Origin of the sequence: Paraburkholderia sp. MM5496-R1, from assembly GCF_050436205.1 — a bacterium.
Classification (GTDB): Bacteria; Pseudomonadota; Gammaproteobacteria; order Burkholderiales; family Burkholderiaceae; genus Paraburkholderia; species Paraburkholderia tuberum.
On the sequence record NZ_JBNDLT010000002.1, the window covers coordinates 3852173 to 3864405 of the forward strand.

10 protein-coding genes and 1 pseudogene are annotated in these 12233 nt (G+C 59.2%); 5 read left to right on the forward strand and 6 right to left on the reverse strand.

Annotated features, from left to right (window positions below; all coding sequences use genetic code 11):
- Positions 1–711: 711 nt before the first annotated feature.
- The 3 genes from OKW38_RS24970 to OKW38_RS24980 are packed head-to-tail and all read left to right on the forward strand — an operon-like array spanning position 712 to position 2644.
- Positions 712–1176, forward strand: a complete 465-nt coding sequence (locus OKW38_RS24970; protein ID WP_429363474.1) for a hypothetical protein — start codon at positions 712–714, stop codon at positions 1174–1176.
- 9 nt (positions 1177–1185) lie between these two features.
- Positions 1186–1878: a protein mobD gene (locus tag OKW38_RS24975; protein ID WP_429334973.1), complete on the forward strand. Its 693-nt coding sequence runs from the start codon at positions 1186–1188 to the stop codon at positions 1876–1878.
- Complete coding sequence (locus OKW38_RS24980; protein WP_429363476.1) at positions 1871–2644, forward strand: hypothetical protein; 774 nt, start codon at positions 1871–1873, stop codon at positions 2642–2644. The genes OKW38_RS24975 and OKW38_RS24980 overlap by 8 nt, the downstream gene beginning before the upstream one ends.
- A 232-nt stretch (positions 2645–2876) precedes the next feature.
- Here OKW38_RS24980 and OKW38_RS24985 read toward each other — a convergent pair whose 3' ends face one another.
- Positions 2877–3503, reverse strand: coding sequence for a hypothetical protein (locus tag OKW38_RS24985; protein ID WP_429363478.1), 627 nt, complete (start codon positions 3501–3503; stop codon positions 2877–2879).
- Between the two features lie 77 nt (positions 3504–3580).
- The gene (locus OKW38_RS24990) at positions 3581–4414 is read right to left on the reverse strand and encodes a DUF932 domain-containing protein (RefSeq protein ID WP_429363480.1); all 834 of its coding nucleotides are present in this window, start codon (positions 4412–4414) and stop codon (positions 3581–3583) included.
- 863 nt (positions 4415–5277) lie between these two features.
- On the opposite strand from OKW38_RS24990, the gene OKW38_RS24995 reads away from it, so the two are divergent.
- Positions 5278–5544: a hypothetical protein gene (locus tag OKW38_RS24995; RefSeq protein ID WP_429363482.1), complete on the forward strand. Its 267-nt coding sequence runs from the start codon at positions 5278–5280 to the stop codon at positions 5542–5544.
- 344 nt (positions 5545–5888) lie between these two features.
- Here the strand turns inward: OKW38_RS24995 and OKW38_RS25000 are convergent, their stop codons facing one another.
- From OKW38_RS25000 to OKW38_RS25010, 3 genes are all read right to left on the reverse strand, one after another.
- A complete protein-coding gene (locus tag OKW38_RS25000; protein ID WP_429363484.1) occupies positions 5889–6917 on the reverse strand; it encodes a pyridoxal-phosphate dependent enzyme in 1029 nt (342 codons plus the stop codon).
- A gap of 39 nt (positions 6918–6956) precedes the next feature.
- Positions 6957–8759 carry a cytochrome P450 gene (locus tag OKW38_RS25005; RefSeq protein WP_429363486.1) on the reverse strand — a complete coding sequence of 601 codons (1803 nt, stop codon included), beginning with the start codon at positions 8757–8759 and terminating at the stop codon, positions 6957–6959.
- 751 nt (positions 8760–9510) lie between these two features.
- Positions 9511–10671, reverse strand: a complete 1161-nt coding sequence (locus OKW38_RS25010) for an IS30 family transposase (RefSeq protein WP_429363488.1) — start codon at positions 10669–10671, stop codon at positions 9511–9513.
- A gap of 299 nt (positions 10672–10970) precedes the next feature.
- On the opposite strand from OKW38_RS25010, the gene OKW38_RS25015 reads away from it, so the two are divergent.
- The gene (locus tag OKW38_RS25015; protein ID WP_429363490.1) at positions 10971–11354 is read left to right on the forward strand and encodes a YybH family protein; all 384 of its coding nucleotides are present in this window, start codon (positions 10971–10973) and stop codon (positions 11352–11354) included.
- 295 nt (positions 11355–11649) lie between these two features.
- Here the strand turns inward: OKW38_RS25015 and OKW38_RS25020 are convergent.
- A pseudogene (locus OKW38_RS25020) lies at positions 11650–12098 on the reverse strand (transposase); the annotation flags it as partial.
- Positions 12099–12233: the final 135 nt, after the last annotated feature.

Sequence of the window (12233 nt, forward strand, 5' to 3'; positions counted from 1 at the left end):
TTGCGCTTCACCTTTGAAACCGCCCTTCCGGCTAAGCGCTTTCAGCGAGGTTGGCCGGGAATTTCCGTAAGGTGGCCAGATGCGTCCGCGGGATGCACCCCATGAATCCGCTGTTCTTCCTTTGCTCGACCGCACACCGAATCTCATGGTGCGGGATGTCGATTGAACGAGTCTGCATACTGGGCAGGCGGATTTCTGCGTAGTGATCCGGTCCACTGCCGCTACCTGAATGTCAGATGTCTGCGAGGGCCGCGGCTGGAGTCGGTAATCGCACGCGCTGAATCGGCAACGTCGATTCAGCTTCGGGCGGCTGTTGATCTCCTAAAATCTCGCCGGTCTTTCCCAAAGATATGCAGGCAGGGCTATCGGGAGTTCGTAGAGTAAGGGATATAGTCTGCGAGACTATCGTGTCTCTATCGGCTCGCAGTTCCATTGTGTGAATCCTGATGGCCAGCACGATTCAGCCCGTTGCCTGTGATCGTTCTGCGCCTGCGCCATCGTGAAGTTTGCCCGGAATCCCTTCGCTACGTCTTTCCGGACATCGGCCCGGTCCGTTGCTCGTGCCAGACGTGTCCAAAATATTTCTTTTATTCCAACGCGATCCGTCTGATTCCATGACGTTCCGATAGCGAAAATCCGGCCAAAAACAGGTGTTGACGAGGTCTTCCCGAGTGAACAAGATGGGATAAAGAGAGCACGACGGAGCGAGCCATGCCAGTTGCGAAAAGCTATACCCGGGCGCAATGGGATGAGCTTGTCCGCACTCTGGAATCACTGCCGGTCAAGCCAGAGGCCGAGCAGCGCGTCTCTATTACCGATGCGATGAAAGAGATGCGTCTGGTAATCGGTGCGGTGAGGAAGAAGGGATATACGCTGGAAGAAATCGTTGAACATGCGCGGAAGAAGGGCGTTGATTTTAGCGTTGGCTCTGTCAAGTACGCGTTATACCCATCGAAGAAAGACAAACCAGCTCGACAGTCTGCAAAGGAATCGGCACGAGACAATGCCGCGCCATCGCCTCGTACGAAGAAGGTAAGCAAGGACGATGTACCGCGCGCGGAGGCTGTCAGAGAAAATCAAAAGCAGGATGCGGGAGAGATTGTCAGTAGGCCGGGAAGCATGGTGATGCGTGACGCGTTCTCATTCGAGATCAGGCCTGACACCGAGAACCTTTAGAGGATTCAAATGGACATGACGACTTACCCCATCTATCTCGTTGGTGGCAGCAAGGGCGGCGTAGGCAAGAGTTTTGTTGCGCTCGCGCTGGCCGATTATCTGCTACGGCGGGATATTCATGCGGCGCTTGTGGAAACGGATACCTCCAACCCAGACGTGATGAAAGCAGTCCAGGATGATATGCGCTGCATTGCCTATAGCCTGGACGATGCAGACGGCTGGATCGGCCTTGTCAATTTCTGCGACGAGCAACGAGACGCAGCGATCGTTGTCAACACGGCGGCGCGGAGCCAGACGGGTGTTGAGCAGTTCGGGGCGACACTGGCCGGCGCGCTTGGCGAGCTTCGGCGCCGGCTTGTTGTCCTGTGGGTGATCAACCGGCAACGCGACAGCCTTGAATTGCTGAGCGCTTTCAACGAGACGTTCCCGGACGCGGTGATAAACGTCGTACGCAATGGCTACTTCGGTCCGGCGGACAAGTTCACGCTGTATCAGGGGTCGCAGCTTCGCCGTTTCATCGAATCGCGCGGTCACTCACTGGATTTTCCTGATCTTGCGGATCGGGTCGCGGACGAGCTTCGCAGTCGGCGCATGTCGATTCGCAAGGCAGCGGAGACGATGCATATCGGTGAACGGGTCGAGCTATTGCGTTGGCGTTCGTTGTGCGATGCCATGTTCGCCAAGGTAACGGTCGATGGATAGCAGGCAGGGCAGGCCGGTGGACGAGCTCGCCTGTCTGTTTCTCGACGTCACGGGCGAATTGCCCGACGATGCCAGTGTGCTGCGAATGCGTCGGGTATCGAGTGCGCTCAACCTCCGCGACAACGATGCGCTGTGGTCTGTGCTGGTCATGCTCGAGCACTACGGGCGACTCTACGAGGCCATGCCGGAGCGCATCCGGCAGGCAGGCGCGGGCAGTCTGGATGTCGTGCGGACGGAGGCGCGGGCAGCGACGGATGCGTTGATGACGCAGCATCGTGACGCGCTCGCGCGCTGCAAGGCCACGATTGAACTGGCCGGGCAGATGATCGATGAACATGAGGCGCGCTACCGGGCCGCGCTTGCGGCGCTGAACGATGAGGCGCTGGCTACACTCACGCAGCGGGCGGCGAATCACATTGCCCGCGTTGCCGGTAACCGGCTCGTGGGGGCGACGGCTGTCGCCGTACGTGACCAACAGAAACGGATCGACACGACGCTCACGTCATTCGAGCGCGTCGCCCTGCGGCGGCTCGTGCGGGCGTGCTATGGGCTGGTCGTCGGCGGACTGATTGTGATGCTGCTGGCCGCGGGCGCGGGCGGGCTGGCCGGATGGTGGGCTGGCGTCCATTGGGTGCGGGCAGACGGGTCGCCGTCTGCCCGCACGGGTTATACCTCGTCGGTGTCACCCTCCATGAATTCAGCGGCGTGGCGGAGCTCGTCTGCAGCCGCGTCGTTCTGGTCGAAGGCGATCATCGGTGCCTGGTAGCCTTCATCTTCGGCGCGGGCAAGGGCCATGTCGTAGTGCTTGCCTTCGTTGTATTGCAGATCGGTGGCTTCAACGAAAGTCAGGGAGAGGTCGGGCGAGCCTTCGGCATTGATGGTGAGCACGGCCATGCGGATGCGGTTGGGTCATGATGTGTTCCACCGGTTCAGGTCTGGCAGGCGGCGCATTCGGGCTTGCCGCCTGCCTCGTCCCGTTGGCGGGGCGAAAGGTGGGATCACGCTACGAGGGAGCCGGATTGCGCGCTGTCCATGCTGTCCGAAGTCGGGTACGGCCACGACGTCAGCGGGCTACTGGCGACAGGGGCGGCTTCTGCGTCGGCGGGCGTATCGTTGACGTGCTCCGTGCCGTTACCGGCATCCGGCTCAGCATCGACGTCTTCGTCTTCCGGCGTGTCGTCCGCGCCGTTGCCGGTATCGCCCGCATCGGCGCCGTCTTTATCCTCGTCGTCACGGTTTTCCCGTGACGGCGTGGCCGGGGCTTCGCGATCGGTGAGTATTTCCGGGAGCCATGCCACCTTTGCAAGCCGAAGCTCGGCGGCGGCTGCCGCGTCGGTCTTCTTCATCTTGTTGAGGTCGGTGGCGGCTTTCGGTGACACGGCAGCGGAGACAACGTCCGCGATGCGTGCCTTGCTCCCCGACAGCGGTTTCGTGCGGGCGTTGAGCGGTGAGGACCGCAGGCTGGAATACGGCACGGTGACGAGCGGCTGTTCGTCGCCGAAGTTGGTTTCGAGCGGCGAGACGGCTTCGTCGGTGTTCGCCTTGACGGTTTCGACTTGAGCTTGCATGACCGACTCCAGAAAAATAAAAAGGAAGGTTCCGGGTCGGGTGCTGTCCGATTCCACCAGGACGTGACCCGGATAGGAGTCCTGATGGAATGTGACGGAGCGAGGGAGGCAAAACGCTCCCGCCCCTGCGGCGCTTACTCCTTCATCTGGCGCATGGCGTCAGCGAGCATCCACAGCGCACGGTTGAGCTTCACGTTCTGGTCGATGCCGGTGATGGGGCGCGTGGACATGGCGCGCCCGCTGCGAGAGCGCCCGTGCAGGCCGCCTTTGGTGAGGTTTTCCTGCGCCCGGTTAAAGACCGTCCAGAGATCGTCGTGGCGATCTTCGAAACGGCGCGGCACCAGTAGCTGACTTTCGGTGACCGGGGCGGCTGCCTCGGCGTCGGTCGGGTCGTAGCGCAGGGCGAGGGCGGAGCGGGCGAACGCATGCTGTTCGTCGAGGTTCAGTTCGACGGCTCGCATACCTTCCTTCTGCTCGCGGATCAGGTCGAAGCCGTCGAGAACGTCAAACGCGCCGTTAATCACGTTCTGTACGACGTTGCCTTTATGCGGTACGCGAATATCGGCGATGTTGTCGCCCGCGACCATGCCGTTCCGACAGACAAAGCGGAACGTGCCGGCGAGCATCTGGTAGCTGCTGGTGCCGTCATGAGAATTCAGCAGCACGATCTCATCGGCTTCCTCGCCAGTGATCTGATCAGCATGGCGAAGCCGCAGCATGTGCTTCGTGAATTCGCGCTTGCCCTGATCGCGCACGCGGGTCTGGCAGATCATGAACGGTTGGAAGCCTTCGGTCCGAAGACCGCGCAGGACGTCGATGGTCGGAATATAGGTATAACGTTCCGAACGGCTTTCGTGCTTGCCATCAGCGAAGATGGACGGGGCGACGCGCCGGATCTGATCGTCTGAAAGCGGCGAGTCAGCGCGCAGCATCGGGGAGCCGTAATGGAAAGAGGAAGCGAGTTGCATGGCAGTCTCCACAGTCAAGGTTGAGGACCTGAACCGGGCGATGGAATGTGGTTTGCCGTTGCGGCTGGACACTTTCCGGTGGAACTCGGGGTTGGCTTTGCTGCCGCCTGGCTCCCTGGCTCCCGCCCGTGCGACTCGAGGAGCCGATCGCGGGCAGGCGTCAAGGAAAAAGGCGAGGGAGGGGTGCGGGCAACACGGTCCCTCGCCCCTTGATGCGTGGCCGCTATCGGCTACGGTCGCGGGTCAAGGGCGGGGAGCGGGGAGCCGGGTGCATGCCGTGCCTCGGGTTGACCGGGCAGGGTTTGGCGCAGGACCCGCGGCGATGTGATTGATCGCGACTTCGAAATAGACAGTGGGGTATGGCTGTGCCGCGGCTTGGTGACCGAGACGAAATTGAACGAGGCACGCGGCCCGGTTCATACTGCGACAGCTCGCTGTCTTCAATCATCCCTGCAGTCCATCTGCCGTCGTTAGGGGCGCCGCGGGATCTGCGGCTGTTCAACCACGACTAGCGGCCATTCACCGACGCGAGGCTGAATACAGCTTCTCGGCCTGAGCCGTCATTCGAGCATCGGTGCCGGTCAGGCGGGTATGGGGCGCTTTCCTGTCATTCACAGGTCGGTGGTCGCGAATGGCTCGTCCCGCGGAAAGTGAACGAGTACTTGCGACCCTGACGCGCCATTCAAAGCCCCACTTTAGGTGACTGGTATGCAGCCAGAAGATGCCACCCCGCCGGGCAGACCTTCGACAACCAGCCGAAGCCGCCTGTCGTCAGTGCGGCGTGATGTCGCGTAGCACCCGGCCATGAGGACGCGTTGTGGGACAATCCAGTTCGGCAACCACCAGTCTGGAGGGCGAACGCCATGGACTCGTCATACATCAAACTGACAACCCCAATCGTCGACAGCGGGTCAGCGCTGTGGTTCTCCGCGTATGGCTTCGGGTGGGGATACTGCGCCTTCGAACTCAGACCGGAGGTTGTTTGCGAATACCTCGGAGCGGCAGACGACAGCCAGAAGCAGTTGCTGCTCGCGTTTCAGTTGGGAAAGCAAAAGTTAGTGGGAGTTGCGGAACGCAAAATACCTCCATCGAGTGGAGAGCGCATCGAGATTACTGGCCCGGATCTTTAAGCCGCGCTGCAGCAATGCACACGACCGGCCGGTTCGGTCTAAGCACCCGTCATTCGCGCATGAAGTCGGACTGACCGGGACCTGGCCGAACCCGTTCCAGCGACGGTTGGCTCTTCCCGACCCATTGGAGGCAGTCGGAGAACATCCACGACAGTCCGCTTGTCGGGCGACACCAGACCATTGTGGATAGTGAGAAAGTGAAGCAACGCATGCTGACAACCAAGATTAATCGGGGACCGGCCTTATCCGGGCCATCGAAGCGCGGCCCACTCTGCAGGAGTCGTAACGGGCCGACAATCGCCTCGCCGATCGGCCGCAAAGATGCCCAGTCCTGACGAAGTTCACTAGACATACCTGTCTGCAGTCAGGATTGAAGCGAAAACGTCAATATCAATGCTGCCCCCTGAAAGGACCACGGCCACGCGTTTGCCAGCAAAAAAAGGATGGTAGGCGGCTGCAAGCGCCGCTGCACCCGCGCCCTCCACCACGAGATGATTGTGTTTTGCTAACTGACGAACGGAATCGGCAGTTGCGTCGAGCGACGATACAGCGACGCCGTCCACCATCGCGTTGAGGAGTGGCCAATTTGATTCCAGTACAGTCGAAACCCCAATGCTCGTGACGAAGGAATTGGCGTCGACAGGCACCGTGACAGGGCCGCCTGCTGCCAAAGCGGAACGCAGCGGCGTCGCAGCTTCGGTCTCGCATGCGTACACATCCGCGAGAGAACCCCAACGCGCGCACGCCAGCGCGATGCCCAAGACCAGTCCTCCGCCGCCGAAAGGCACCAAAATTGCGTCCACGTCTGGGAGATCTTCAAGAATTTCCTGCCCGATGGTTGCGTTGCCAACGATGACATCGCGACCCGAGCACGGATGAAGGAACGTTCCGTTTTCGTCCACCGGCTTTTCACCGCAGAGGATGGCCCACCATTTTTCGAAACTGATTTCGACGACTTTCGCACCCAACTCGCGAAGCGCCGCAATTTTGCTTTGCGAGGCGGTTTTCGTGATATAGACCCTCACGTCTGCCTGGCGTGCACGCGCTGCCTGCGTCACGCCCAGCGCGAAATTCCCAGTGCTTGCCGTGTACACCCCCTTCGATAACTGAGTGGGCGTAAGGTTGGAAACCGCATTGAGTGAACAACGTACCTTGAACGATCCGCGCGGCTGCAAATTCTCTGGCTTGAGAAATATTGAGCGATCGTTACCCGGGGCCGCATGCGGAAGTAGGGGCGTGCGGACGATGTTCTTCCCGAGCGCGCGCGATGTTTGCTGGATATCCTCGCGAGTTACACCTGACAGAAAATCCGCTTCGGTTCCGCAGTTGGCTATGGGTGCCCGACGATTGTGCAAGATGTCGGGAAGCTCCATTTTCGTTCCTCCTTTCATTATTGGTCAGTGCGGCAATGATCAGTGGCGTACGCTGAAATCGATACGCAAATTGCGGGGCATCATCGAGAATGCAAACACCTCTTCCACCGGAGCCATACCTTCGGATGCTGACAAACGGAAGTTGCGGCACATCATTGCGATCGCGGATCGTATTTCGAGCAAGGCGAGACTCCGCCCCGGGCAAAGGCGGGGCCCGGACCCAAAGGGCACGAAACCAGCGCGATGACGGCTGGCGGCATCGGCGCCAGAGAGCCAGCGGTCGGGGGCGAATGCGTCAGCCTCTGAAGCACTTCTGTCCTCTAAGCCCTGGTAACGTGTTAGCAGCGCGATGACTGTTCCCTTCGGGATGTCAACGTCACCTATCAGGACGTCGCGATTGGTTTCGAGGCCTAGAACGGGTGCGACCGGTTTGAGTCGCATGGTCTCGTTGGCCACAGCATCGAGAAACGCAAGCCGATCAGTATCGCCAAGGTCTTCAAGTATGACCGCCTGTCCAACGACGGAGTCGACTTCCTCTTGCATCCTGCGCTGAACGTCGGGGTGACGACACATGAAATAGGTCATCCAGGCGATCGTGTTTGCCGTGGTATCCTCGCCGGCCAAAAGTATCGTAAATACATTCGCAAACACCTCGTCATCTGTTAGTGGAGCCAAGCCGTCTTCTTGAGCAACTACCAATGCCTCCAAGAAGTTGGTCGGATGTGACGCAAGATCCTGTGACTGCGCAAGGCGTGCGCGACTGTCGCTGATAAATTCACTGACGATCTCGCGAAGCGCCTTTACAGCACGATCTAGCGCTCTGTCGTCGGGCAGTTTGAGGTAGTGCCAATAGGGAAACGGGGTGTTGATCCGATGATTGAGCATCGGAAATATCCGCTCGAGATGTTGCTGGATGACGTCACCCTCGCACTCAAGGGTGTTCATGTCGTACCCAAGCGTGAGGTTCGTCGTCACGTCTACCGTATAGCGCATCAGGTCCTTCTGAATATCAACAGATCGCTGTTCGCGAGCCGCTTTGTCCAGGCGGCGCCTCAGGCGCTCGGTCACTTTGCACAGCGTCGGGAAAAACGTTCGCAAATGCGCTGGGTCCAACGCTTGCGCAACCAACTGGCGTTGCCTTCTCCATGCCTCTCCTTCAGCGGAGAACACGCCGTTCATCCCAAGCTCCCTGGAGACGTTTTCAATTGCATCCCAGCGACGATAGGTTCTCGGCCGATCGCGCAGGATCTGATTGATCAGGTTAGGATCCGCAATAGCGACGAACGGTCGATGCATCAGCCTGTACGTATAGATGGGCCCAAAGTCGCGGCACCACTCCTCCAAGGTGAGATGCAGCCTCGTGGGATGTAACTGGAGTAAGTTACCCAAAATGGGGAGCCCCTTGGGGCCTGGAAGTTGTGCTAGCGAGCGGACTGGGCGCGGAGAGGCCGGCGACGATGGCTGACCAGCATTTACGTGCAAGGCTTTCCACTTCTGCACCTCATCCCTATAAACGAGCACGTGAGCGCCATCGACCAGCGCGCTAAACTGCTTCAGACGGACACCCTTCTGGCTGAGGGCGCAACCCGATGCACATTCAAACTGCCAGCCATGTCCTCGACAAGTCAGAACGCCGTCCTTTACCGAGCCTTCCGACAGCAGCGTGCCCTGGTGTGGACACCGGCCTTCGAAAATCGTTATCGCATCCGAATGCTTAATCACGACGAGTTCGACGCCTTCGACTTGTGTCGCGGTGACGCTATCCTCGACAAGTTCAGGCTTCTGCGCCACGACAATTCTTTCCTGGTGACGCAGTTCACCTATACCAGTGCTTACATCCATTGCCCGCTCCTTCGCGCAAGCGCCTCCAACTGCAGACGTTAGGCCAAAGAAAAATCGGTTCAGGAACTGCAGTACGGCCAGACACAATTGCGCGCAGCATCCGCTCGTTAACTGAGAGCGATCTATCGTGGAAGGGAGTTGGCGTGAACATACCGATGGGGGAAGGCACGGAAAGACACAACCGTCACCCGGGTGCGCACGAACAATAGGTCCGGCCCTGCGTAGAGTCTCGTAGCGTGGACGCCGTACGTTCCGCGTGGTGTGTCACTGCGCGATGAGATCCAATCAACAATGATAGGTGCTATAGCGTGGCCGACAAGCCTCTTTTTCAGAGGCGTCGTTTGTATCGATCGAGATGTCCGGTCTGATGGCAATGCAACTGGACACTATGGTCAGATGATAGATGTGGCGGTGTTGCTTTCTCATTTGACCGCGCTAGCGACTCATCAGGCGGCGTAGAAATAGAATGTGGGAAAGGAAAGGTAAGGGTGCGGGTCAGCGCTGCATTGGGTCGGGAGTTTGCTCTGCATGACTCTACGGGTCGCGCGCTTCCCAGCGACGCGGTTGACGGAGCGGTTCAGAACGTAAAGCGGACGGTCAAAACGCCTTTTTTAACGTCTCAAACTGGCCGGGTGCCGACTCACGCAATTTGCATGCGCAGCATCAAGCTCGCGAGGCTGCGATCGGCAGCACACGACCCGTTTCTGCCCCTCCGTTGGCTTCTGCCAACGTCACCACCGCGCTGGCGGATTCAACCGGTCGATGCAATAGTTCGATGGAACCGTTCAGCCGGCGTTTCGTAATCCAACGTCTTCCTTGGACGCTCGTTCAGCCTTCGAGCCACGGCGTTGAGTTTGGCCTGTGAGTAGACCGACAGATCGATGCCTTTCGGGAAGTATTGTCTTAACAGGCCATTGGTGTTTTCATTCGAGCCACGTTGCCAGGGGTGTTTCGGATCGCAGAAATACACGGCAATGTCGGTGGCGATGGTGAACCGTTTATGGTCCGCCATCTCTGTTCCCCGATCCCACGTAAGCGATTTATAGAGTTCCTGAGGCAGCTTTCCAGCGTGTTTGATGAGCGCATTGACTACTGTTTCGCTGTCCTTGCTGGCGATCTTCACCAGCATGACATAGCGTGTCTGACGCTCTACCAGCGTTGCAATCTGGCTGCCGCCGCTGCCACACAGGAGATCTCCCTCCCAGTGCCCCGGCACCGCGCGATCTTCCACGGTGGCGGGGCGTTCACTGATTGATACCGCTTCGCGGATCCTGCCGTGATCGTCCGTTTTCTGCGTGTGATGGCGCGAGCGACGCATGGCCCGGGTGCGCCGTAGATGCTCCAGCAGCTCTTTCTTCAATGCACCCCGTGCCTGAATGAAAAGACTGCGATGGATGGTCTCGTGTGACACGTGGTAGTCCTCGTTGCCCCGCCAGCCTCGTTTGAGCCATCCAGCAATCTGCTGGGGCGACCACTGCAACTGGAGCTTGTTGGCCACGATATGAGCCAGCATCCGGTGCTCGACCAGTTTGCAGACTTTCGGGCGCAGCGACCGATCCCATGCCAGCTGGTCGGCGTGGCTGGCCCGATAGCCGGCCTGCCCACTGTTGCGCTTGATCTCGCGACAGACCGTGGACGGTGACCGCGACAGCCGCCGGGCGATTGACTGAATCGAATCGCCCGCGACGAGGCCTCGCGAAATCTCCTCGCGTTCGGCAAGCGTCAGCGCCAGCCTGGATCGCTGGCGGGGTGCAGGCTGGATTCCTCCAGTTTGCGCCAGAATTCCCTGTACTGACGAGTGATTGCGGTCAAATAGCCGGGCGATGTGCTGCAACGACTCGCCTTTACGCCAGCGTTCCCACATCAATGCCTTCTGGCTTTCGCTGTAATAGATCCGGCGCCTCTGTTTCATTTGCAACACTCCCGCCGCTCATGCGACGTTCATTGTGTTGCATCGACCGGTTGAATCCGCCGCTCCAAAGCGGCCGTTCCGCCGCAACCTCGCCTACCTCTCGCGAAGGACGATTCAGATCGGACGAGCCGTGCTGTCCTTTGTCCGATCCATCAAGCTAGCCCCGCTGGCATTAACCTTTTCAGTTGATTATATTTAACCAACCGGAAGGTTCGCGGCGTGCATATCGCGATGGTTGGGCGTTAAACGCGAAGAACTGAACATCCCCTCACGCCTCAATGCATTAAGGAGGTAGGACCATGGACATCTCGCAAGCGTTTGCTGCGTTAAACGGTAGGTTCATTGATACAGTCAATTCTCACGATACGCCCGGCTGGCTGGCTCTGTTTGCCGAAGACGCCATTCTCATCCCAGCGGGGCAGGAAGCCGTTTCCGGCCGAAAGGGACTCGAAGAATGGGCCGAAGTGGCAACCAAAGTCTGGAACCATTTGGAAATGCAGCAGGCGTTTTGCACATCTGATGGTAACGTGGCTTGGGAATCGGGAACCTGGACTGGGAATATCAACGTACCGGATGATCGGACCATGGACGTTAGCGGAAACTTTTTACTCGTTGCACAGAGGGAAGGCTCCATGTTGCGCATCAAAGCGCACACGTGGAACGTGAATATCGCGACGCCTTGACACGTTGCATTCGATACGAAATCTGAGCGCCGCACGCGGCGCTTGAATTGAAACTGGCACGTACGACGAATCGCAGCCAAATGGCGGCTCGTCACCGATCAGCAGACGTTCGCCAATCGATTACGAAGGACCGGTATTGGCCGAGAGCCGCGGTTCCCAATGTTAGCCGAAAGCGGCCGTCGGGTAAGCTGCGCATTTCGGTGAAGGGCAGTTTTGCGGCGCCAGCGCCCACAGGCAGCCGTCGGCCGTCAAGAGTCATTCGCCCGGCCAGTTTAAGCGACAGTCAAGCGGCGGCCATCGCACCGTCGCCGACGGCCAGCAGCAGGCCGGCCTGCAAGCCGCGCGCTTTCAGATCGAGCAGCAGCTCTTGCCATGACGCCTTCGATTCGCGATACCCGTCACCGATCGCCACACGCTCCTTGCGTCCATCCGGCCTCACGCCGATGATCACCAGCAGGCATTGGCCGTCCGAGTTCTCGCTGCGCAGCCCCGTGTGAATGCCGTCGACCCACCAGTACACGTAGCGCGACTTCGTCAGATCGCGCCGGCTCCAGTTCGCATATTCGTCGGCCCACTGCGCCTTCAGGCGGCTCACCACGTTCGCCGACAGCCCCTTGGCGTCCTCGCCCAGCAACACGCTCAGCGCCTCGTTCATGTCGCCTGTCGAGATCCCTTTCAGATAAAGCATGGCAGTGCGGCACTCACGCGCGGCGACTTCCTCACATACGGCGGTTTCATGGTGGATGGTTTGTTGTTTGCTGGTTTCCGACTTTGACAATCAGATTCTCAGCTGAAACCTCCACCGCCTTCAACTTCACGCCTCAACTCCCCCGTACACCACTTTCGAGCTTATCTCCTGCTCGCCCTTCGGGGGGCGTT

Coding starts and splice junctions, on each gene's coding strand:
- OKW38_RS24970 (WP_429363474.1), top strand. CDS start 712: ATGCCAGTTGCGAAAAGCTATACCCGGGCGCAATGGGATGAGCTTGTC.
- OKW38_RS24975 (WP_429334973.1), top strand. CDS start 1,186: ATGGACATGACGACTTACCCCATCTATCTCGTTGGTGGCAGCAAGGGC.
- OKW38_RS24980 (WP_429363476.1), top strand. CDS start 1,871: ATGGATAGCAGGCAGGGCAGGCCGGTGGACGAGCTCGCCTGTCTGTTT.
- OKW38_RS24990 (WP_429363480.1), bottom strand. CDS start 4,414: ATGCAACTCGCTTCCTCTTTCCATTACGGCTCCCCGATGCTGCGCGCT.
- OKW38_RS24995 (WP_429363482.1), top strand. CDS start 5,278: ATGGACTCGTCATACATCAAACTGACAACCCCAATCGTCGACAGCGGG.
- OKW38_RS25000 (WP_429363484.1), bottom strand. CDS start 6,917: ATGGAGCTTCCCGACATCTTGCACAATCGTCGGGCACCCATAGCCAAC.
- OKW38_RS25005 (WP_429363486.1), bottom strand. CDS start 8,759: ATGGATGTAAGCACTGGTATAGGTGAACTGCGTCACCAGGAAAGAATT.
- OKW38_RS25010 (WP_429363488.1), bottom strand. CDS start 10,671: ATGAAACAGAGGCGCCGGATCTATTACAGCGAAAGCCAGAAGGCATTG.
- OKW38_RS25015 (WP_429363490.1), top strand. CDS start 10,971: ATGGACATCTCGCAAGCGTTTGCTGCGTTAAACGGTAGGTTCATTGAT.